21 protein-coding genes are annotated in these 21,229 nt (G+C 44.4%); 6 read left to right on the top strand and 15 right to left on the bottom strand.

Annotation, left to right across the window (positions count from 1 at the left end; genetic code table 11):
• Positions 1-10 precede the first annotated feature (10 nt).
• On the bottom strand, positions 11-583 hold the full coding sequence (locus CW740_RS10595) for a TetR/AcrR family transcriptional regulator (protein ID WP_106647467.1): 573 nt from the start codon (positions 581-583) through the stop codon (positions 11-13).
• Between the two features lie 241 nt (positions 584-824).
• Between CW740_RS10595 and CW740_RS10590 the strand changes: the two genes are divergently transcribed.
• Entirely contained in the window at positions 825-2,195 is a 1,371-nt protein-coding gene (locus CW740_RS10590) for a M24 family metallopeptidase (protein ID WP_106647466.1), read from the top strand.
• A gap of 73 nt (positions 2,196-2,268) precedes the next feature.
• Here CW740_RS10590 and CW740_RS10585 read toward each other — a convergent pair whose 3' ends face one another.
• The 14 genes from CW740_RS10585 to CW740_RS10520 all read right to left on the bottom strand — a co-directional run bounded on the left by CW740_RS10585 (position 2,269) and on the right by CW740_RS10520 (position 15,554).
• Complete coding sequence (locus CW740_RS10585; protein WP_106647465.1) at positions 2,269-2,730, bottom strand: DUF4442 domain-containing protein; 462 nt, start codon at positions 2,728-2,730, stop codon at positions 2,269-2,271.
• A gap of 11 nt (positions 2,731-2,741) precedes the next feature.
• Positions 2,742-3,506 carry a twin-arginine translocase subunit TatC gene (gene tatC, locus CW740_RS10580; protein WP_106647464.1) on the bottom strand — a complete coding sequence of 255 codons (765 nt, stop codon included), beginning with the start codon at positions 3,504-3,506 and terminating at the stop codon, positions 2,742-2,744.
• Positions 3,506-3,880, bottom strand: a complete 375-nt coding sequence (tatB, locus tag CW740_RS10575; protein ID WP_106647463.1) for a Sec-independent protein translocase protein TatB — start codon at positions 3,878-3,880, stop codon at positions 3,506-3,508. Before tatB ends, tatC begins: the two co-directional genes overlap by 1 nt.
• A gap of 20 nt (positions 3,881-3,900) precedes the next feature.
• Positions 3,901-4,143, bottom strand: a complete 243-nt coding sequence (gene tatA / locus CW740_RS10570) for a twin-arginine translocase TatA/TatE family subunit (RefSeq protein WP_106647462.1) — start codon at positions 4,141-4,143, stop codon at positions 3,901-3,903.
• Between the two features lie 23 nt (positions 4,144-4,166).
• Entirely contained in the window at positions 4,167-4,505 is a 339-nt protein-coding gene (locus CW740_RS10565; protein WP_106647461.1) for a histidine triad nucleotide-binding protein, read from the bottom strand.
• A 35-nt stretch (positions 4,506-4,540) separates the two neighbouring features.
• Positions 4,541-6,187 carry a ubiquinone biosynthesis regulatory protein kinase UbiB gene (gene ubiB / locus CW740_RS10560; protein ID WP_106647460.1) on the bottom strand — a complete coding sequence of 549 codons (1,647 nt, stop codon included), beginning with the start codon at positions 6,185-6,187 and terminating at the stop codon, positions 4,541-4,543.
• A gap of 30 nt (positions 6,188-6,217) precedes the next feature.
• The gene (locus CW740_RS10555; RefSeq protein ID WP_106647459.1) at positions 6,218-6,856 is read right to left on the bottom strand and encodes a ubiquinone biosynthesis accessory factor UbiJ; all 639 of its coding nucleotides are present in this window, start codon (positions 6,854-6,856) and stop codon (positions 6,218-6,220) included.
• 24 nt (positions 6,857-6,880) lie between these two features.
• Positions 6,881-7,648, bottom strand: a complete 768-nt coding sequence (ubiE, locus tag CW740_RS10550) for a bifunctional demethylmenaquinone methyltransferase/2-methoxy-6-polyprenyl-1,4-benzoquinol methylase UbiE (RefSeq protein ID WP_106647458.1) — start codon at positions 7,646-7,648, stop codon at positions 6,881-6,883.
• Positions 7,649-7,666: 18 nt separating this feature from the next.
• Complete coding sequence (locus CW740_RS10545; RefSeq protein ID WP_106647457.1) at positions 7,667-8,071, bottom strand: gamma-butyrobetaine hydroxylase-like domain-containing protein; 405 nt, start codon at positions 8,069-8,071, stop codon at positions 7,667-7,669.
• Positions 8,072-8,243: 172 nt separating this feature from the next.
• Entirely contained in the window at positions 8,244-10,094 is a 1,851-nt protein-coding gene (locus tag CW740_RS10540; protein WP_106647456.1) for a S8 family serine peptidase, read from the bottom strand.
• 434 nt (positions 10,095-10,528) lie between these two features.
• Entirely contained in the window at positions 10,529-11,863 is a 1,335-nt protein-coding gene (gene hslU / locus CW740_RS10535) for an ATP-dependent protease ATPase subunit HslU (protein ID WP_106647455.1), read from the bottom strand.
• A gap of 70 nt (positions 11,864-11,933) precedes the next feature.
• Positions 11,934-12,473, bottom strand: a complete 540-nt coding sequence (hslV, locus tag CW740_RS10530; RefSeq protein WP_018624013.1) for an ATP-dependent protease subunit HslV — start codon at positions 12,471-12,473, stop codon at positions 11,934-11,936.
• 173 nt (positions 12,474-12,646) lie between these two features.
• Positions 12,647-13,207, bottom strand: a complete 561-nt coding sequence (locus CW740_RS10525; RefSeq protein ID WP_106647454.1) for an SPOR domain-containing protein — start codon at positions 13,205-13,207, stop codon at positions 12,647-12,649.
• 154 nt (positions 13,208-13,361) lie between these two features.
• Complete coding sequence (locus tag CW740_RS10520) at positions 13,362-15,554, bottom strand: primosomal protein N' (RefSeq protein WP_188459674.1); 2,193 nt, start codon at positions 15,552-15,554, stop codon at positions 13,362-13,364.
• Between the two features lie 206 nt (positions 15,555-15,760).
• Between CW740_RS10520 and CW740_RS10515 the strand changes: the two genes are divergently transcribed.
• From CW740_RS10515 to CW740_RS10495, 5 genes are all read left to right on the top strand, one after another.
• Positions 15,761-16,072 carry a hypothetical protein gene (locus tag CW740_RS10515; protein ID WP_018624016.1) on the top strand — a complete coding sequence of 104 codons (312 nt, stop codon included), beginning with the start codon at positions 15,761-15,763 and terminating at the stop codon, positions 16,070-16,072.
• A gap of 318 nt (positions 16,073-16,390) precedes the next feature.
• Complete coding sequence (locus CW740_RS10510) at positions 16,391-16,921, top strand: hypothetical protein (RefSeq protein ID WP_106647452.1); 531 nt, start codon at positions 16,391-16,393, stop codon at positions 16,919-16,921.
• A 51-nt stretch (positions 16,922-16,972) separates the two neighbouring features.
• A complete protein-coding gene (locus CW740_RS10505) occupies positions 16,973-17,584 on the top strand; it encodes a hypothetical protein (RefSeq protein ID WP_227523851.1) in 612 nt (203 codons plus the stop codon).
• A 25-nt stretch (positions 17,585-17,609) separates the two neighbouring features.
• Positions 17,610-18,461 (top strand): fimbrial biogenesis chaperone, encoded by an 852-nt coding sequence (locus CW740_RS10500; protein WP_106647450.1) that lies wholly within the window; start codon positions 17,610-17,612, stop codon positions 18,459-18,461.
• A 68-nt stretch (positions 18,462-18,529) separates the two neighbouring features.
• Complete coding sequence (locus tag CW740_RS10495; protein WP_227523850.1) at positions 18,530-21,160, top strand: carboxypeptidase-like regulatory domain-containing protein; 2,631 nt, start codon at positions 18,530-18,532, stop codon at positions 21,158-21,160.
• The last annotated feature ends 69 nt before the right edge of the window (positions 21,161-21,229 follow it).

Raw genomic sequence — 21,229 nt, 5'->3', positions numbered from 1 at the left:
TAAAGTAATCCTAAAGGGTATTGGTGGGACTTTTGATTGCATCCCAGGCAAATTCAATCATTTCCTCAATCAGTTGCTCATCCACGGTGTTGTGATTAACAAACTGCCAATGGATGAAGTAACTGAAACCGCCGTAAATCTGAATGTTCACGTCGGGGATTCGAATACTTTTTAAAACTCCAGCTGCTTTTGCGTCCTGGTACAATTTTATGAAAGGCTCAAACACGATATGCAATTTCTCACGAGTTTGATCTTCGATTGCGGATGAGAACCCATAAAGGTGACTGAAGCGAAAATACAGACAATTATCCAGCATAAAGCGGATACCAGCCCGTAGAAGAGCCTTGATGGCCTCTTCGTAACTGCTGTCAGGGCGGTGATTTTCCAGTAAAAAATCAGCTTCCTTTTGTTTTACATACAAAAAGATTTCATTTATCAACTGCTCTTTACTTTCAAAGTAGTTATAGACACTGCCAGTCGCGACATTGGCCTCCTTGGCCAGAAGCGACATGGAGGTGCCTTGCAGGCCTCGTTCAACAAATAAACGAATCCCTGCCTCAAGAATTTGTGCTCTTTTGGGCATAAAGATAATTTTTGAAATGAATGTTCATTCATTTTACGTTATCTAGCTGATGATAGACAAGAACTAATCCCACAAACAAATGTAAAAAGTTATTACTTTGTGACCGCTACATACTTGCTGGGCTAACATAAGGTGCATTTGTAGTTGTAATTGATAAATAAAAAGCTCCTGTGAGAGCGTCACATTATGATACGGTTACCCGGTTCTTTATGAGTAGGTGAAATTACTTTAGGGGAAAAGCATGACAATGGTTTTACGATTGATAGTTGGATTTTGTGCTTCGGTACTACTGATATTGGCTATTAGCAATGGTGCTCAGGCGAAAAGTTACGAGCAGGGCGTGAATAACATCAAGGTGCCACAGGTGCTGGCGCACAGTGACAGAGCTGAGCCAATTAATCGGATCTTAAAGCATCGATTGGATATTCTGTTACCTGAGTTGATGGCTGAGTCAGGGCTGGATATGTGGCTGGTGATTAATCGGGAATATGGTGAGGATGCGCTTTTTTATACTTTGGTTCCTGAGCCGACCTTTGCAGCGCGGCGTACTACTTTGTTGGTGTTTGTCAGAAATGAGGACGGTGTCGAGCGCTTTAGTGTCAGCCGTTATCCGATTGCCGGCTTTTATGAAAGTCGCTGGCAGGGTGGTACTGATGAGCAGCAGTGGCAGCGACTGGTAGAGATCATTAAGGACTATGACCCACAGAGAATTGGTATTAATGTCAGCGAAGAGTGGGCCGTTGCCGATGGTTTATCACAGGGGCTTTATTCAACTTTAATGAGTCACCTGCCTGAGGAGCTCCAAAAGAGAGTAGTTAGCTCTGAAGAATTGGTTGTACGCTGGTTTGAGACACGAACTGAACCGGAAAAAGAAGTTTATCCGCAGATTGTGGCCATTGCCCGTGGCGTGATCGCCGAAGCTTTCTCCTCCAAAGTGATTACCCCTGGTGTGACAACCGATAAAGATGTTGCCTGGTATATCCGGGAGCGGTTTGAAGAATTAGGTGTTAAACCCTGGTTCCAGCCTTATGTGACAGTGCAGCGCAAGGGCGACAGTAATGAGCCTGAGTCACCTTTTTTCGGTAGAAGTGATCGCGTCATCATGCCTGGCGATATCATCCATACCGATGTAGGACTGTGCTATTTGAAACTATGTACCGACACACAGGAGATGGGATATGTCGCTCGCTTCGGAGAATATGAGGTGCCAAAAGGTTTAAAAGAAGCATTGGCGAAAGGCAATCAGTGGCAGGATATTTTGACTGCACAGTTTAAGACGGGCCGCACCGGTAATGAGATTCTACAAGCAACTCAGATTGCCTCTGGTAAGAAAAAGCTTAAATCCAGTACTTATACGCATCCACTAGGCTTTGTTGGGCATGCGGTAGGACCTACCATCGGTATGTGGGATAACCAGGGACCAACGCCAGTGAAAGGTGATCGTAAACTCTATCCCAATACTGCTTATGCCATAGAAGGCAATGTTAAAGTAAAGCTGCCTGAATGGGATAATCAGCTGGTACAAATTATGCTAGAACAGTCAGCCTTATTTGATGGCAAGCAGGTAATTTATCTGGCCGGTAGGCAGACCGAATGGCACTTTATTCGTTAAGAGATGTTTGTTAACGAGTAATCTGTAATGTAAAAAAGCCGACTGGAAAGAGTCGGCTTTTTGTTGGGAGGTATTATTTATCTTTCTGCTTTTTAGCGATATGAATCGTTTTCCAGACCTTGGCAATAAGCTGACCATCTTCATCGTGAATATCGACTTCAAATACGGGTTCAATGACATCCTTATCTTTTAGCTGCAGGTTAATATCCAGTAAATCCTGTTCAGTGAGTTTGAACTCAGCATAAACATCTTTACGACCAGGCTTGATAAATTTAATTTCTGCCTTTTTGTCCCATACCACATAGTCACGGCTAAGTTTGTGCAACAGCAGTAGCATATAGAATGGGTCGGTCATCGAAAATAGCGCACCGCCATAGTGGGTGTTTACATAATTTCGGTTAAACCAATACTTTCGTAGCCGAATTTTGGCGTATTGCCAGTTGTCATCGAGTTCAAGAACCTTGATGCCTGAGCCCCAGAATGGAGGCCAGAGATTCATCACTAACTTGAGCCTTTTGGCGGTCAACTGCTTCATAAGAACCTGCTTTAGACGTTGGAGTCGTCTGCTGTCTCCTGTTCATTAGACTGTGCAGCTTTTGGCGCATAAACCCGGGCAAAGATGAGGCCCAACTCAAACAGAATCCACATTGGGATACCGAGCAGTACCTGTGATATCACATCAGGTGGTGTCAGTAGCATGGCAAAGATAAATATAGCAACGACGATGTAGGGTCTTTTGTCACTGAGGGAGCTATGACTGATCATGCCTGACCAAATCAACAGCATGGTAGCAATTGGAATTTCAAAAGCTAAGCCAAAGGCAAAGAATAGCTTGAGTGCAATTGATAGAACGCTGTTGATATCGGGTAAATAGTTGATACCTTCAGGGCCAATACCAGAGAGAAAGCCGAAGATAATGGGAAATATCAGATAGTAGGCAAAAGCGATACCAGCGTAGAACAGGATTATACTGGATAACAGTAATGGAATGGCAAACCGCTTTTCATGCTGATAAAGCCCCGGCGAAATAAACATCCAGATTTGATGTAGAACATAGGGCATAGCAATAAAAAATGCCGCTACAAACGCCAGCTTAAAGGGAGCAAATAAGGGTGAGGTGACATCGGTCGCTATTAAGCTGGAGCCGATGGGTAATTGCTCAATCAGTGGCTTAGCCAACCATAGATAAAGTTCATTGGCGACGAATGCCAGCCCAATAAATATACAGACAATCACCAGGACAATCCGTAACAGGCGATTACGAAGTTCCAGCAGGTGCGCTATCAGTGGTTGTTCCGAATCTTGGCTCATCAGGAAGACTTGTCTGGATTAGCAGTGGATGATTTTAGTTTTTGTTGCTCATTGGCTAAAGCCTGTTCGCTTTGCTTTAAGGCCTGCTCAGCTTTGGCAATGGTAGCCTGGGCTTCTTCGCGCAGGCGTTTTAGTTCTTCGTCGGACTCAGCCTGCTCCATGATCATTTTCTCATGTTCGGCTATACGCTTTTTCATTTCTTCAAGCTCTAGCTCACGCGTGACTTGTTGATTGAATTGGCTAAAGCCACGCTTGGCTTTGCCGATCCAGCGACCGACAGTATGCATGGCCTTGGGCAGTCGCTCTGGCCCCAGTACCACCAGGGCTATAACCACGATCAGCAATAGTTCGAAGAAACCAATATCAAAAGGCATAGTAACTTAAGAAAGGAGGACTATTTTTTTGAGTTTGTTGTTTCAGAGCTTTGCTCTGAGTTTTGTTTTTGGCTTTGTTCAGTGCTTTCAAAGTCAGCATCTTTAGACTTGTCTTCGACCTGCTTATCTTCGTCTTTAACTGCTTTTTTGAAGTTCTTGAAGGCTGAGCCAATGTCACCACCGGCATTGCGCAATTTTTTGGTGCCAAATAACAACAAAATAATAACTAAGAGTATGAGTAATTCCCAAATACCAGGTTTCATGCTTTTACCTCAAGCGTTAATGCTTATGCAAATGGCAGCCGACCACCGCCACCTACGATGTGAATATGAATATGATACACTTCCTGACCGCCATCATCACCTGTATTTATGATCGTTCTGAATCCATTGCTTAGCCCAGCGTCTTTGGCAAGTTGTGGAACTTTGGTCATCATGTAGCCTAGAATGTCGGCATCTTCTGCATTAACTTCCGCCAGACTTGGTATGTGCTGTTTAGGTATCATCAGCAGATGGGTAGGAGCTTTAGGAGCAATATCCTTAAAAACCAGAATCTTATCGTCTTCGTAAACTTTATCGCTCGGAATGTCGCCAGCAATAATTTTGCAAAAAATACAGTCGCTCATAACTTCTCCTTTAGTTGCAATTGAAAAGCGGTCAGTTATTTAGTTGGCCAGAGGCTTTTAATCAAGAACCAGCCAGCACCTGCTCCCAAAATAGCAGCCGGCCACCAGTCTGTAGGAACCGCAAGATAGCTAATACCACTCAATATTGCCAGAGAGCCGCCAATAAATGCGTGTTTAAGTGCATATTGCTGTTGAAGCTTGTGTCTTTCAAGCTCTGTAAACTGGCTTTTCAGTTGCTCGAACTGATTCAGTGAATGGCCAACTCTGTGCAGGTTATCAAACAACAGCCCTGGGAGCTTAGGTGCCTTGTTCAGCCAGTCAGGGAATTGACGTTTAATGTCTTCGAACATGGCTTTAGGACCAATCTGCTCGCGTACCCATTGTTTTAGGTAAGGTTGTGCAGTCTGCCATAAATCGAGTTGTGGATAGAGCTGACGCCCCAGACCCTCGATGTAGAGAAGAGTTTTTTGCAAAAGAACCAACTGAGGTTGAACCTGCATATTAAAACGGCGTGCGGTCTGGAACAGTTGAATCAGGAAGTGACCAAATGAAATCTCCGCCAACGACTTGCCAAAAATAGGTTCGCATGCGGCACGGATTGCTGATTCAAACTCAGGGATTGAAACATCGGCATCAATCCAACCAGACTCAACGTGTAGCTCAGCAATGCGTCGGTAGTTACGATCAAAGAAGGCAAGAAAGTTGTCAGCTAGATAGCGTTTATCGTTTTCGTCCAGCGTGCCCATAATGCCACAATCGATAGCTATGTATTGGGGGGCATTGGGGTTGGTTACATTGACGAAAATATTGCCGGGATGCATATCCCCATGGAAAAAACTGTCGCGGAATACCTGAGTGAAGAATATCTCTACACCACGATCAGCCAATGCCTTCATATCCACCCCACTGGCACGCAGAGCCTCGATATTACCAATTGGTATGCCTGATATTTTTTCCATAACCAGCATTTTTACTCGGGTGTAATCCCAGTAAATTTTAGGCACATAGAGTAAGTCGGAGTTCTCAAAATTGTGGCGCAGGTGTGAGGTATTCGCTGCTTCAATTCTTAAATCGATTTCTCGAGCCAAGGTGCTGTCATATTCCTTAACCACTTCGATAACTCGCAAGCGGCGAGCTTCGCTGGAATACTTTTCAGCCCAGCGCGCCATAGAATGCATCATCTGCATATCACGCATGATCTTTTGACGAATTCCGGGACGTAGAATTTTTACTACGACTTCTTCGCCACTGTTTAAAGTAGCTTCGTGTACCTGCGCGATTGAAGCAGAAGCCAGCGGCGTATCATTGAAGTTGGAAAATACATCGTCTATAGCTGTGGCAAGCTGCTTCTCAACAATTGAGCGGGCAATGTTAGAATCAAAAGGTGGGACCTGATCCTGCAGTTTTGCAAGTTCGTCTGCGATATCTGGTGGAACCAGGTCGCGTCGAGTGGAAAGCATTTGTCCTAGCTTGACGTAAATGGGACCAAGTTCAGTTAGAGCCAAACGTAATCTTTCGCCTCGTGATTTATCTTTAGCTTTACGGCGCAAGCTCAACGAGAAAAGTTTAGCCAGCGGTCTGAACCTGGCCAGGGGAGTTGGAGCAAGAAATTCATCCAAGCCATAGTGAACCAGTGTGCGGTTTATTTTTAGCGCATGGTGAAGTTGTCTAATGGCGTTCATGCTGTCTTCTCGTAATTGGTTTCATAGCGATTAATTGGTATTGCTTTTCGCAGAAGCTTTTTGTTCTACTTTCTGAGAGAGTCGAGCAACTCTCTGCTTGAATCTCTCGGCATCCGATTTGAGATCCGCAATAGCATCATAAAAGTTTTCAAGCTCTATTGAAGCGGGAGAAAGCTTCGCCTCAAACCGAATATATTCACTGAAATTTTGCTTTGCGGTATTTACTGTTTTTTGCAACCAGTCGCCAACTTTTTTGCCGCTGCTAATCATCTGATGAGCCAGAATATCTCCCGTATACTGCGATAAATGCTCTTCCCAATCAATGTCGAGTTGTTTGAAGAAATTCTGGAAACTTTGTGCAGTACCAATTTCGCCGGCAAAGTGAACTTCACCTTTAAAAATTGAGTCGGAACCTTTTTCGCTCATCGCTAAGTTAAAGAAATTGGCTGCTGAGCCTTTTAATTCGGCATTGGGGTTTTTGTCCAGCTCAGCCTTAACCAAAATCAAACCATCTTCAATAACAATATAAAAGTCGCTATTAATATCGGTAAGAATGATCTTGATGATTTTCCCTTCCAGCGACTCAAGCCGAGAATGTGCATCTGGATCAAGCTTGATTGCCTGATTGACAAGCAATTCGATGGGAGGTGTTAATAGCGATATCATCATATGTTGTTTTATTTAACGAAGTGGCTAGTATTTTTTTCCAATATGCAGAGCAACAATGCCACCCGTTAAGTTCGTATATTCAACCTCATCAAAACCGGCTTCTGACATCATCTGCTTCAAAGTTTCCTGGTCGGGGTGCATGCGAATCGACTCTGCGAGATATTTATAACTTTCTGAGTCATTGGCGACAACTTTTCCCATTGCTGGCAGTAGAGAGAAAGAGTAGACATCATATACTTTAGATAAGGCCGGCAATACTGGTTTAGAAAACTCAAGCACTAATAGCTTGCCACCTGGCTTTAGAATACGATACATGGACTCAAGAGCTTTTTCTTTCTCGGTAACGTTACGAAGACCAAAAGCTATCGTGATGCGATCAAAATAATTATCCGGGAAAGGTAGGCACTCGGCGTTAGCTTGAACATATTCAACATTACCCACGATGCCGCTATCAACCAGTTTGTTTCTTCCAACCTTAAGCATCGATTCATTGATATCTGCCAATACCACTTTACCGCCTGGACCTACGATTTTTGAGAACTTAGCAGTGAGATCACCAGTGCCGCCCGCTATATCAAGAATGGTCTGGCCGGTGCGCGCTGCCGCGCGTTCTATGGTGTAACGCTTCCACACTCTGTGCACACCGAATGACATGAGATCATTCATTACATCGTATTTGGCAGCTACCGAGTGAAATACCTCAGCAACTTTTGCTGCCTTCTGGCTTTTCTCAACGGTCTGATAACCAAAATGGGTCGTATTATCCGAGGTTTTCTTGTCGTGCTCTGTCATAGTATTGGGCTTTGTTAATTAATCGCTGTGCTTTGGATTGAAAGTTTTTACCGATTTATCTTTACTGCGGGTCAGTCCGGCGGCTTCCAGTCGCTTCAAATACTGTTGCCAGTTGGTCTGCTGGTCGCGTCCGAGTTCATAAAGTGTTTGCCAAGTATACAGCCCACTGTCATGTCCGTCATCAAAGGTAAGCTTGATGGCGTACCGGCCAACCGCTTCTATGTTAGTTATCTGAATGTTCTTTTTACCGCCAATTAGGGTCATTTCCTGATTGCCGTGGCCTCTGACTTCTGCCGAAGGTGAAAATACCCGAAGATACTCATAGGGCAGAAAATAAGTATTGCCGGGGAAGGCAACCTCGAGTTGTTGGCTTTTTTGATGCAGCTTGATGGCTGTGGGTATGGGAGAACCTGTTTGCGGCATATCGCATAAGCTTTACGGGCTAAGTTGGCTCGATTGTAACAGAAATAAGTGCGGGGGTTATAAAGTTATATGGAGTTTTGTGGCCTCAAAAGTTGAGTAAACTGATATAAATCAGCAGGCATAAAAAAGCTGACCCGAAGGTCAGCTTTTTAAGTTATCGCGTGAGCGATAATTATTGCCAGTCAACCTGTAGAGTTACACCTGAGTAAGATGAGTAACCACGGATGCTGATGTACCAACGATCTTGTGCTGGATTAGAGAAAGAACAAGTTTCGTTGTTACCATAACGGTATGGACGACAATCGTAGCTTGAAGTAGTTGGCTGTGAACCACGACGTACATACAAGTCTGCGTCACCTGAACCACCACTCATTTGAACATTCAAGCTGCTCATGCCAGCAGGAATATCAACATAGTAGTGAGTGAAGCTACCTGAAGCACCTGATAGGTTTTCAAGAGTTGCGCTTCCGCCTGCTGGAGGAGGGTTAGTACCGCCACCATCGTGAGTTGCTACTAGGTTAACGTTAGAGTAACTAGTGTAACCACGAACCATTACATAGTAAGTACCTGTTTGTGCTGTGAAGTCACAAGACTCGGTATTACCATTGCGGTATGGACGACAGTCATAGCTAGAAGTAGTAGGCGCGCTACCAAATTTAACGTAGATGTCAGCGTCACCAGTGCCACCTGACATATCGAAGCTTACGTTTGAAGCACTTGATGGTACGTCAAATGTAAAGTCAGTTTCTGAGCCTTGAGCACCTGAGAAAGTTACAGATACACCATTTTCAAGCTCGTTACCGCCTGGAGGTGGTGGTGGTGGAGGAGTTGAACCGTCAAACAAGCTGTACAATAACAAGTTTGGTGAACCTGATTTAGCATCGGTTACTTTACCTGAAGTTGCAGCATTTTCGATTGCAGCTTCAACTTGAGCAGGAGTCGCATTTGGGTTGTTTGCTAAGTATAGAGCAGCAACACCAGCTACGTGTGGAGAGGCCATTGAAGTACCGCTGATAGTATTAGTACCACCGTTTGACCAAGCTGAAGTGATGCTAGAACCTGGAGCATAGATGTCCAAGCAAGAACCGTAGTTAGAGAAGCTTGAACGTGAATCGCTAGAGGTTGTTGAACCTACAGTGATTGCACTTGGCTCACGAGCTGGAGAGTAGTTACAAGCGTTGCTGTTGTCGTTACCAGCAGCTACTGCAACTGTTACGCCAGAAGCTACAAGGTTTGCAACCGCATTATCAGTAGCAGATGAAGCACCGCCACCTAAACTCATGTTGGCAACAGCAGGTTTAACGTGGTTGTTTGCAACCCAGTCAATACCAGCGATTACGCCAGAGTTAGTACCACTACCGTTACAACCTAGGACTTTTAAGCCATAAAGCTTAACGCCTTTTGCAACACCGTAAGTAGAACCACCAACAGTACCAGCTACGTGCGTACCGTGACCATTACAGTCATTTGGGTTGCTGTCGTTATCAACGAAGTCATAACCACCCATAAAGCGACCACTGAACTCACTGTGTGAGCCTAGGATACCGGTATCGATGATGTATGCGTTTACGTTGCTAGCAGTTGTGTTGTAAGTGTAAGAACCGCTTAACGGAAGGTTACGCTGATCAATGCGGTCAAGGCCCCAAGTGGCATTGTTTTGAGTAGCATTGATGCTAACGATTTGGTCTTCCTCAACTAGAAGTACGTTAGGATCCTGAGCAAGCTTTTGTGCAGCTTTCTCAGACATGTTGAATACACCGCCTTTAACGGCTTTGGTAAATGTGCGCTGAACTTGAGCCTGATATTTACGGCTTAAGTTATCGCTTACCATAGCAATAGCTTGCTCTGAAGCATTGCTAGAAAATAGTCCCATATTAGCTGTCACCGCATCATCCTTTAGAACAACAATGTATTGTCCTTTTACGGCTTTTTCAGGTTGAGCTGCTGCTTTGAACTCACCAGCATATGCGCCGGTTACGCCCGTCGCCAGCAAAACACCTGCGACTACTTGGTTTAGTTTCATGTTAAAACACCCCTTAGTGTTGTTTATTTTATTGTCCTCGAAGATCGAGGCTCTAGGACTCTACTAAAAATTATTACTTCGGAACAATAAAATTTATGCATTTAAGGGGTTTTGATAAGTAAATTTTGACGGCTGTCTAATTTGTACAGAGCGTTACAAAACAAATACAATTTATAATGTTAGTGTTTACTATCGCTACAATTCTTGGTTTCAATGCGTTTATGCTTTTTTGGTAAGTTACTTTTGAAGTGATATAAGATTTTAGAAGGTTTCTGTATTTATCTTAGATAGTTTCTATTGTTCTATTTTTTGCACTTAAAAATCTAATGGGTAATAAAAGTGTTGAGAATCAATATGTTGAGTGATTAATTCAATTAAAAAATATAATAAAGCCCGAATTTGGTCGGGCTTTATTTCATAGAAAGTATTAATGGCTAGAGGATGAAACGGCTGAGATCTTCATCATCAGCTAATTCCGATAATTGCTTAGTGACATAAGCATCATCAATGATCAGGGGTTCCAAATTCTCACTGGCGTCAAAGGAAACCTCATCTAGCAGACGTTCCATCACTGTATGCAAGCGGCGAGCGCCAATATTTTCGGTGGTTTCATTAACCTGGAATGCATACTCTGCGATTTTAGCGATACCGCTTTCTGCAAACTCTATCTTTTTGCCTTCAGTTTCAAGCAGTGCTTGATACTGTTTGGTCAAAGCTGCGTCCGGTTCGGTCAGGATGCGTTTAAAGTCATCAGGTGTTAAAGCTCGCAGTTCGACACGAATTGGCAGACGGCCCTGCAGCTCCGGAATCAGATCAGACGGTTTTGATAGGTGAAATGCACCTGAGGCAATAAATAGAATATGGTCAGTTTTTAACATGCCATACTTGGTATTGACGGTACAGCCTTCCACCAGAGGTAACAGATCTCGTTGCACACCCTCACGGGAAACACCGCCATCGTTATGTTCGCCACGTTTGGCTACCTTATCGATTTCATCAAGAAAGACGATGCCGTGCTGCTCTACTGCTTCTACCGCCTTAATCTTCAGTTCTTCCTGATCAATCAGTTTGGCAGCTTCCTCTTCAGTCAGCATTTTCAGAGCATCTCTAACTTTAAGTTTACGCTTTTTACTTTTGCTGGGTGACATGCTCTGGAACATTGACTGAAGCTGGCTGGTCATATCTTCCATACCAGGAGGAGCCATAATATCGATACCAACCGCCATTTGGGCAACATCGATTTCAATGTCTTTGTCATCCAGCTCGCCTTGGCGCAATTTCTTGCGGAAGATCTGACGGGCAGAAGAATCCTGAGATTCTGCTGGCTGATCCCAGTCACTGTCGCTGGATTTGCGAGGAGGAGGTAATAGTGCATCAAGAACTTTTTCTTCAGCTGCATCCTGAGCACGGTTTTGAACCTTTGCCATTTCCTGCTCACGAAGCATTTTAAAAGCAGCATCGACCAAATCGCGAATAATGGATTCGACATCTCGACCGACATAGCCCACTTCAGTGAACTTGGTAGCTTCGACTTTAATAAAGGGGGCGTTGGCCAATTTTGCCAGGCGGCGGGCAATTTCAGTTTTACCCACACCGGTAGGGCCAATCATCAGGATGTTTTTGGGAGTGATTTCGTTGCGCAGCTCTTCGCTGACCTGCATTCTACGCCAGCGATTGCGCAGGGCGATGGCCACGGAGCGTTTAGCATCTTTCTGACCAATGATGTGTTTATCCAGTTCATGGACAATTTCACGAGGTGTCATAGACATAATGTTGTACTCTTTTGTAAATTCTTTAATTCTGGTTTAGTCACTAGTTATGCATACCGGCAAAAGCTGTTTAATAACTAAGCTCTTCAATGGTCTGGTTGTGATTGGTGTAAATGCAGACATCACCGGCAATGGTTAAGCCTGTTTCAACAATTTCACGTGCACTCAAATCGGTTTTCTGTAACAGAGCCTTGGCGGCAGATTGTGCGAACGGGCCACCGGAACCGATAGCAATCAGGTCATCTTCAGGCTGAATCACATCGCCATTACCAGTGATAATCAGAGAGTTCTCTTTATCCGCCACCGCAAGTAGAGCTTCCAGGCGACGCAATGCCCGATCAGTTCGCCAGTCTTTAGCAAGTTCGACGGCTGCGCGCATCAGCTTGCCGCCATGGGCTTCCAGCTTCTTTTCAAAGCGCTCAAACAGGGTAAAGGCATCTGCGGTTCCGCCAGCAAAGCCTGCTATCACCTGGTCGTTATAGAGGCGGCGTACTTTGCGGGCATTCCCTTTCATGATGGTGTTACCCAGCGACACCTGGCCATCGCCACCAATGACAACAGTGCCATTGCGGCGCACAGATAAAATAGTCGTTCCACGATATTGTTCCAAAATATTCTCCGGATTCAGTCTTATTCTTGGCAATAGTGGCTAGATGGGGGCTGGGGCAGTAAATTCAAGGAGAAGTAAGCCAATTGTAGAAGGTGTTCAAAAAAGAAAAAAGCCCGAATGCTTCGGGCTCTACAGATTAAATGAACTTTGTAAGTAAAAGATTTTGGTTTAGATCACCAAATCCGACAATCCTGATAATTATTATCCTGTAATTTATGACGGTCACTTTCTGCGGCACGTTTGGAGTTGTATGGACCCAGGCGAACTCTGTACCATCCATCCTTTTCTTCCACATTGGCCTGAAAACCAATGAAAGCCATTTCAACCTTCATGGACTCAGCATCATCCTGTTTGCGGAAGGCGCCACATTGCATAATATAAGTTTTGTTGCTGTCGGTTGTTGTCACTCGAGTTGAGTCAACTTTGATTTCTTTATTGGTCAAAGTCTCGTGATAGGTGAACTTCGGTTCTGAACTTTCAGTTTCAGTTGACTCAGCAGCTGTAGATTCTTTCGTTTCAACTTTTTCAGCCTGTTCTTTTACAGGAATCACTTCTTTTATGATTTCAGGCTTTTTTACTAGAACCCACAGGAATACCGCGAATAAGGTGATTAGAACGCCACCGACGAAAACCAGAATCGGGGAAAGCGGCTTACGAGAAGATGAGTTTTGTCTAGGGCTGCGTTTATTGCTCTTACGTGCTGTTTTACGTTTCTTGGCGTAATCCTTGGTCATTCTTATACTCTTAGTAACAGTGCGGCTAAAAAATTATCAATGGTAAAGTCAATTATAGGGCCCATTGGGCAATGCGGTTATTGTATGTGGTATTGGTAACTTAGCCAACTGAGAAAGAGAATAAAGTGTGATACCGGGACGGAAACGGCTCATATTAAAAAGGATCTTGAGGGTCGATGTCGATTGACCAGCGAACTTTGCGAGAACTGGGTAGTTGTTCAATATTGGATATTACGGACTTTAGTGCTCGCTGAATTAAACCTCTTTGTTGTGCCTGACACAAAAGCTGTGCCCGCATTTTACCGGCGCGTTTGGCCATCGGCGCAGGAAAGGGGCCAAAGCAATCCAGACCAGCTATCTGACGCAATGACTGGCTGACCTCCTTTAAAAACTCCATTGGATATTGCAAAGTCGTAGCTTCTGCACGAAACAATGCCATTGAGGCATAGGGGGGCAACATGCCTGCCTCGCGTTCAGCTAATATCTGCTGACTAAGAGACTGATAATCCTGGGTAAAGAGGTTTAGTAGCAATGGGTGTTCGGGGTGATGGGTCTGAATCACCACTTCGCCGGGCTGATCTGCGCGTCCTGCCCGACCGGCGACCTGAGTTAATAGCTGTGCAGTTCTTTCGGTCGCTCTGAAGTCGGCACTAAAGAGACAACCATCTATGTCTACCACGGCAACCATGGTCAGGTTAGGGAAGTGGTGCCCTTTAGCTAGCATCTGAGTACCAACCAGAATATCGACTTCATTATTTTTGATGGCGGTCACATAATCCTGCATGGCCTGCTTCCGTCGGGTACTGTCACGGTCAATCCTGACCACCTTTTTTTTAGGGAAGGCTTTTATTAAGGCCTGCTCAAGTCGCTCTGTTCCCAGTCCTACAGGAAATAAATCCGATGCACCACACTCTGGACACTGCTTAGGCATAAACACTTGTTTATCGCAATGATGACAATGCAACCGTTTTTGCTGTAAATGGAGTGTCATATGCTTGTCACAACGCTGGCAGTCTGCTATCCAGCCGCAGCCATGACACATCAGGCTTGGGGCAAAACCACGTCGGTTCAGGAAAACCAGACACTGATTACCGTTATCAAGGTGGTGCTGCATGTTTTCTAGCAATGGTTGCGATAGTCCATTGTTAAGATGGCGTTGGCGTATGTCGAGAACCTTAATATGAGGCGGTTTGGCATTGGCTGCACGCTTGCGCAATGTCAGGTGAATTAGTTTTGCCTGATTAACATTATGCATTGACTCCATTGATGGGGTGGCGCTACCCAGGACCACTGGAGCCTGCTCGTCTCTGGCACGCAGAATAGCTAAGTCACGCGCTGAATAACGAAAGCCTTCCTGCTGTTTATAGGAAACATCATGTTCTTCATCGACTACGATCAGGCCTAGATTTGCAAAGGGGGTAAATAAAGACGAGCGAGTACCAATTATGATTGAAGTAAGTCCTTGCTTCGCCTTTAGCCAAATGTTTAAACGTTGCCGGTCAGTCAGTCCTGAATGTAACATGGCAATGTCACAGTCAAATCGGCGCTTGAATCGTTGCACGGTTTGCGGTGTCAGACCAATTTCTGGAACCAGCACTAAAACTTGCTGTTGATTGGTTAAGACCTTTTCAATCAGCTGCAAATACACTTCTGTCTTTCCGCTACCGGTGACTCCATCCAGCAGGAACCCCTGAAACTGACCAATGGATTTTTGCATGGATTCAACGGCATGACGTTGTTCAGGATTTAAATCTAACGCTCTAGAAATTTGGGTATGAGATGTTGGAGTTGGCTTAATGGCTTCTTTTTGTAACCAGCCTTTTTCGATTAATGGCTTAAGCTGGCTGGGAATCAGCTCTAGTTGCTCGAGATCGGAGGCCTGAATTATCCCTTGATGGTCGATTGCCCAAAGCAGAATCTTGTGCTGCTTGACTGCGTTCTTATTTAAGTCAGGAAAGGCGGTTTCGCCAGCTTCAGTAAGCTGCCAGCAATACTCGGGTTCCAGTTCTGCCGGCTCACCTTTATTCAGCAGACTTGGCAGGCAGGTAGTAAAAACATCACCAATGGGGTGCATATAATAGTCAGCTGCCCACACTAACAAGTTGAATAGGTGGTTCGGTAGTAAAGGCTCGCTATCAATGGCTTCCAGTATAGGTTTGAGTTTGTTTTGCGGTGTCGATGATGTCTCAGTATGTGCAACTACCATACCGACAAGCTGCTGGCGTCCAAAAGACACGCGTACTCTGCAACCAATGGGCGGAACTGGATGATGGCCCACCAGGTAATCGAAACTACGGCGCAATGGCGTGGGAACAGCGACTTTTAATATGGGCTTTGACTGAGGCATGGATGCACAATTGATTAAAGTTGGGCTAAGCATAGAAAGACTGTGCTGTTAAGGCAACTTTAAATTGAACTGGCTGGCTAACTGGTACGACTTGTGTTCAAGAAAAAGTCTGCTAATGTAGCAATGGTTACAAGATTTGCTAACAATAACGTTGTACTAACACAACATATATGTAACAAAAACATCAATACAAATGGGGGTAATCTATGAAAATCGGTACTTTAGCCTTTTTAGCTGGCCTGGTCATCGCGGTAATTGGAGCATTCGTTAATGTTGAATGGTTTCCTTGGGTATTAGCTGCATTAGGTTTGGTTGTTGGTTTTTTGAATATTTCAGGTGGTGAAACTCGTCGCTTCCTGATTGCTGCAATCGCGTTCATGATGTCAGCATATTCATTAGACACTCTACCAATGGTTGGCGAAATGATCGGAAATATCATGCACAATATCGGCTATTTCGTCGGTTCAGCAGCTTTACTGGTAGCAATTAAAGCGCTGTTTGAGCTCAGCAAAGACTAAATCGAATTCCTGAGTTTCACTCAATTGTTCTTATAATAGTAATAATTGTACATAACTTTTAACGACCCAGAAGGGTCGTTTTTTTATACTTAATCCTGTCAAGTTATTTGTTCTAAGCAATTCAAATTTAAAGAAATTCTAAGTCATATCTGCATTGCTCTGTTTAAAATGTAACCAGTTGATTTTTTTAAAATGTATCAGAATGTATCAATTCATTGGTACAAAATTCATACAAAAAGTAATGCGGATCTGACTCGATCTTTTATTTATTTTTGTGATACAGTTCGCACAACTCGAACTCGATAGAGGTTATCTCCCATGAAATATTTGAAAAGAACTGCTTTAGCTTTTGGTTTATTGCCAGCTTTCGTAGCTGCTCCTGTTACCAATGCAGCTTCACTAGACGTTGATGTAGACATCGCGCTACCAAACGTTGTGATTCTTTATGGATACACAGACATTGATTTGACCATGACTGCTGATCAGTTTGGTCCTTTACTAGATTCTAACTGTACAGCTGATGACTGTTCAGTAGCTGATACTGCTCCAAAATCAGGTGTTATTAACAATGGTTCAGTAGACCTTGCATTCACTAACAATGCTGCTGGTACTAATCCAACCATTACATTGGACAATAGCTGGGGTGTTCGTAGCTTCGGTTACACTGCTTTGTCACCAACTATTGTTGACAATGGTAGTGATGCACCAGTTGGCAACCTTGCTATTGAGCAAATCACTACACCTTCTGCTTCACTACAAACTGGTTCTGTATCTTTTGATTTAGACTTATCGCAAATCAGCACTAACAACGTGCGCGCTAGCTACACAATCACTGTAGTAGGCTCTTAATATCGAGTTTGCAGGTCTATTCAAATGTTTGCCTGTGCAAAAAAGCCGAGCATGAGTTGTTCGGCTTTTTTTGTCTTAAGCATTATAACGGCGATCAGTCTACTGGGCGCTGGTAAAGCTGGCGCTGCACAGCAGGAAACAGCCCGTTGTGAATCATCGCGATTATCCATTCAGCTTAGACGTGGTGACTTGGCTGGAACAGGTAACAATAGTGCTTCGCAATCCATTGGTATCAATACCACCAAAACTGGCCAGGTAACGATTGGTACCCCAATTGATTTAAATATCGCCGCTGATGTAAACGCAAACTTTAATGGCATTGTCACAACTGATACCAGTGATTGGGTGTGGAGAGCCACAGCTACCAGTGGTGGTGGCTTTAAAGGTTTTTTAACAGCCCAATTTGTTTTTAGCGGTTTGGCGATTGGTGACAATAAAATTTGCAGTGGTCCAAACTCCTGCCTGACTGTGACTAATGTTGAAAGTATCGTCACCAACCTTGAATATAAACAGGGTAGTGGCAAGTTACTGTCAGCTGAAGGTCGAGTGAGACTGACCGTTGATGTCAGCCAGGCCAACGAGTCGGGTAATTATCGATCAAATCTATCGGTTAGTATTTATGATAATTGGAACGGTAACCAAGCGCTGATAGACTGTATTTAGTCTTCAGAACAAATTAGAGCCCGCTATGATTCCTCAATCTCACCCTTTCATCCTGCTAAAAATATTGGCCTTTGTGCTTTTTCTTCTTTTATCGGAAAGCGCTATTGCTGCTCAAAATTTAGAACCAAAGTTAGCGATTTCACCATCACGAATTGAAATGTCGCCAGAGAAAAAAGCGACAGAAAGTATTACGGTACTGAACCTTGGCAGTAGCCCAATGCAGGTAGAAGTCTATATACAAAACTGGGATTTTGACGCCAATAATAATTATCGAGCATTACCCCCTAATGAACAAAGCCTCGATCAATGGCTGATTATAAATCCTGTTCGCCTGACTATTCCTGCTAAAAGCCAGCAGACTGTCCGACTGGCTGTGCGCCCCAGAGTAAAACCTGAGGATGGTGAGCATCGAGCGATGGTTTTTTTCCGTCAGCTCAATGATCAGGGTAAGGGACTTAATTACAAATTTAATGTTGGTGTGCCGATTTATGCTTATTTTGGTGAAGTTAAGCGTGAGTCGGAGCTGCTTGGAATGGACTTTGATCCTATCAAGTTGCAGTTTGTTTTTGATATTGCCAACAAAGGTAATGCCTATGTGCGCCCAGAAGGTGTCTTCATAGCCATGAAAGCAAATGATGCAGGTTCTGACGCCGACATTCTAAAGAAACTCGACCTGGAAACAATGACGGTTGATGGCCTGGGGGCTCTTGCCAGCGGCAAGCTTGCGGCAAAACCTGTTTTCGCCGGTACGCGTCGTCAGGTACTTTCAGCTGTGCCAATTAAAGAAATATTAAACGAATCCTACGTAGTTGCTATTAAGGCGACTATTGGCCAACAAACGTTTGCAGAAGTCTATCGCATTAACATTGGGGAATAAGTTTTACATTGAAAACGATTTTATGGACAAAATTGGTTTTGTCGGGGGTGCTATTGTGCGCGCCCCTGGTGTCTTATTCTCAGACAGCCTCTGAAATAGAGGCTCAAACACAGTCGCAAAAGCAAACTAGCTCCCTCCCTGAAAAAAAGCAGAAAGCCCCTCTTGATTTACATCGCCCGGTAGATGTCCAGAATGCTTATTTTGATGCTGCCAGCTCTGGCTATGGGGGCGGTCGCTCCTATGGTTTCCGTAAAATTCTAGTCGGTCTTGAGGTTAATAATAAAGAGGTTCTGGTTCTCGATATTGTTCAGACGGAAAGCGATTACCTGGTCCCCATCAAGGAAGTATTTCCGGTCATTCAGGCAAGCTACACGCTTGAGCATGGCATTTTAACCATTAGAGTTCCCGGCAGTGAGGTTGAGATGTCTTCACGGGTCACTTATCGAATTGATGGTGAGTTGTGGGCCTCACTTGGAACACTTAATGAATACCTGAAAGTCAATGCTCGCTTTGATCCGGCTAAATATGCAGTGACCTTTTTGCCACCGTGGCAGGAAGAAACCAAAAAATCCGATGCGCCTGCAGAGTCTTTAGAAGTTGAGTTTGGGCCAGATCCATTCAGCCTGCGTCAGATTCGTTTATCGCACGAAGTTCAGGGCGTAGAGAAAGATGACGAGGCGCTGGAGTTTGACGTCTTAACAGAGCGGAGTGAGTTGGTAGCAACAGGCTCAGCAGCAGAGGGTTCGTGGCTAATTGATGCCGAAAAAGTGAATGACGAAAGCTGGAAGCTGGATGATTATTTTTGGACTAAAAGAAGCGATCACCATCAATGGCTGATCGGTAAGCAGACGGTCAGTCCATCGGTAATATCACCTGCGGTGACCCTGACGGGTGGACAATATTTTTATAGTAATCAGGCCATTCCATACAACGCTTATCAGGATATTTCCCAGTCTAGCTTTTTTCGTGAACTAGGTAATTCAGTTCAGCGTATTCGAGGCACTGCCGAGCCGGGAGCAATCGCCGAACTTTATGTTAATAATCAATTGGTTGGTGAAACCTTTGTGCGGCTCGATGGTACCTATGATTTCGGTGAGTTTAGAACGGAATCGAGCCTGTTTAATGAAATTGAAGTGGTCATTCTTGATCCGGTGAATCGCTCTGAGCTGGAAAGACAGCTAAAAACCCGGGCAAGTTCAGATTACCTGTTAAATGAAGGGCAGGTAGTTACCAGCGTGGCGCTGGGCCGGAAAGGTAACTGGCTCGACCCAGATTATGTCAATCAAGGCGATGCAGGTATGTTTCTGTATCGCTACGGTATTTCTGATACTACGACTCTCGAGGCCGGATATTTACTTGACGATACCTCTGTAACTACTACCGGAATTGTTTCATCGCTGGGTAATAACTTTGTCGGGGCAATGCGTGTTGCCGATAGAAATGATGCCATGGCAACACAACTGGAGCTGGATGGTTTTGGTGAAGATTGGCGTTTGTCGACCTTTGTGCGCCAGGAAGAGGTAAACTTTTATGAGGGGCGTGACGAGAAAGTGACCTCAGCTAATGGTTATTATTACTATACCCCCGACCCCTCTTTACGATTAGAGCTTTTAGGGCGTTATCAGGAAACGGGGGATAAGGTCAGTTATGTTAAGCCAGGTATTTTTTACAGTCCCAGTTATAATTTTTCGGTAGGTACACGCCCAGATGCCGATGGCGATTATCGTACTGAACTATTTTACCGACCTTCCCAGGATGCACGTTTTCGTATAACTCATAAGCCTGATGAGCAAACGGGGCGATTTGAATGGAATGCATCTGATAATGTGAATGGCTATATGTCAGGGCGGATGTATAAAGATACTATCGGTGAGCGTACTTACGACAATACCATTATTGAGAAGGCGGTTGGTTTCTATTGGTATCCCGACAGCTGGACTGACTACCGCCAGTTTCGATTCGAACTGAACCATTCGAATGAATACGGGGTGGGTGTCTTTACCGAGTACCGTACTCAGTTAATGCCCGGAGTCTATTTTGATTTGAGGTTACGTGATGCGGATCCACAGTTCGATGGTGGATTATCAGCGTTTGCACGAATTTCAATGGACTTTGCAGTGGTTAAAGGCAGTCTGGTTCCGAGTAGCAACCGACTAGCTTACAATACTGCGGGCACTATTGCTGGAACCATCAAAACCGATGGTGATTGCTCCCAGCTTGAACATGTTAGCCTGTTATTGAACGGAGTCGCTTATAAGGTTCCGGTGAAAGCCTGTACCTTCTATCTGGATTATGTAACTCCAGGCCTCTACAAGGTTATGCTGGATGGTGAATTCATGCCGATTGATATGGTTCCAGAGGGTAAGAGCCATGTGATTAAGGTAGCGCCATCTTCTGTGACAAATGTGGATTTTGTCGTTAATTCAGAATACAGCGCCATGGGGCAGCTCAAATCTGCAACGGGGCAGGCTTTATCCAATGTAAGGTTAACCCTGTTTAACGAGAAGGGTGAAATCATGACCGAAACTCTGACCGATCAGTTTGGTTATTACAGAGTTGATGGGCTGGTGAATGGTAATTACACCATCAGCGTTGTCGGTATGGGTGGTCAGAAACTGGCAGAACGAACTTTTAGCATTAAGGGCGACTTCCTGTTTGGTCTAGATATCATCATGCCGCCATCACTGCCACGACAATAGCCCTATAAATACGGGCTTTGGGCTTGATCTAATGGGGCTGTAAGCGTATGATCGCGCTTCTTTAAATCT

It is taken from the genome of Kangiella profundi (genome assembly GCF_002838765.1).
In the GTDB taxonomy this organism is placed as follows: Bacteria; Pseudomonadota; Gammaproteobacteria; order Enterobacterales; family Kangiellaceae; genus Kangiella; species Kangiella profundi.
Note: the sequence above shows the minus strand (reverse complement) of the source record. Positions and strands in the feature narration are given on the sequence as shown.

Bases quoted from the DNA above. Each gene is read 5' to 3' on its own strand.
- CW740_RS10595 (WP_106647467.1), bottom strand. From the start codon at position 583: ATGCCCAAAAGAGCACAAATTCTTGAGGCAGGGATTCGTTTATTTGTT.
- CW740_RS10590 (WP_106647466.1), top strand. From the start codon at position 825: ATGACAATGGTTTTACGATTGATAGTTGGATTTTGTGCTTCGGTACTA.
- CW740_RS10585 (WP_106647465.1), bottom strand. From the start codon at position 2,730: ATGAAGCAGTTGACCGCCAAAAGGCTCAAGTTAGTGATGAATCTCTGG.
- tatC (WP_106647464.1), bottom strand. From the start codon at position 3,506: ATGAGCCAAGATTCGGAACAACCACTGATAGCGCACCTGCTGGAACTT.
- tatB (WP_106647463.1), bottom strand. From the start codon at position 3,880: ATGCCTTTTGATATTGGTTTCTTCGAACTATTGCTGATCGTGGTTATA.
- tatA (WP_106647462.1), bottom strand. From the start codon at position 4,143: ATGAAACCTGGTATTTGGGAATTACTCATACTCTTAGTTATTATTTTG.
- CW740_RS10565 (WP_106647461.1), bottom strand. From the start codon at position 4,505: ATGAGCGACTGTATTTTTTGCAAAATTATTGCTGGCGACATTCCGAGC.
- ubiB (WP_106647460.1), bottom strand. From the start codon at position 6,187: ATGAACGCCATTAGACAACTTCACCATGCGCTAAAAATAAACCGCACA.
- CW740_RS10555 (WP_106647459.1), bottom strand. From the start codon at position 6,856: ATGATGATATCGCTATTAACACCTCCCATCGAATTGCTTGTCAATCAG.
- ubiE (WP_106647458.1), bottom strand. From the start codon at position 7,648: ATGACAGAGCACGACAAGAAAACCTCGGATAATACGACCCATTTTGGT.
- CW740_RS10545 (WP_106647457.1), bottom strand. From the start codon at position 8,071: ATGCCGCAAACAGGTTCTCCCATACCCACAGCCATCAAGCTGCATCAA.
- CW740_RS10540 (WP_106647456.1), bottom strand. From the start codon at position 10,094: ATGAAACTAAACCAAGTAGTCGCAGGTGTTTTGCTGGCGACGGGCGTA.
- hslU (WP_106647455.1), bottom strand. From the start codon at position 11,863: ATGTCTATGACACCTCGTGAAATTGTCCATGAACTGGATAAACACATC.
- CW740_RS10525 (WP_106647454.1), bottom strand. From the start codon at position 13,207: ATGACCAAGGATTACGCCAAGAAACGTAAAACAGCACGTAAGAGCAAT.
- CW740_RS10520 (WP_188459674.1), bottom strand. From the start codon at position 15,554: ATGCCTCAGTCAAAGCCCATATTAAAAGTCGCTGTTCCCACGCCATTG.
- CW740_RS10515 (WP_018624016.1), top strand. From the start codon at position 15,761: ATGAAAATCGGTACTTTAGCCTTTTTAGCTGGCCTGGTCATCGCGGTA.
- CW740_RS10510 (WP_106647452.1), top strand. From the start codon at position 16,391: ATGAAATATTTGAAAAGAACTGCTTTAGCTTTTGGTTTATTGCCAGCT.
- CW740_RS10505 (WP_227523851.1), top strand. From the start codon at position 16,973: ATGAGTTGTTCGGCTTTTTTTGTCTTAAGCATTATAACGGCGATCAGT.
- CW740_RS10500 (WP_106647450.1), top strand. From the start codon at position 17,610: ATGATTCCTCAATCTCACCCTTTCATCCTGCTAAAAATATTGGCCTTT.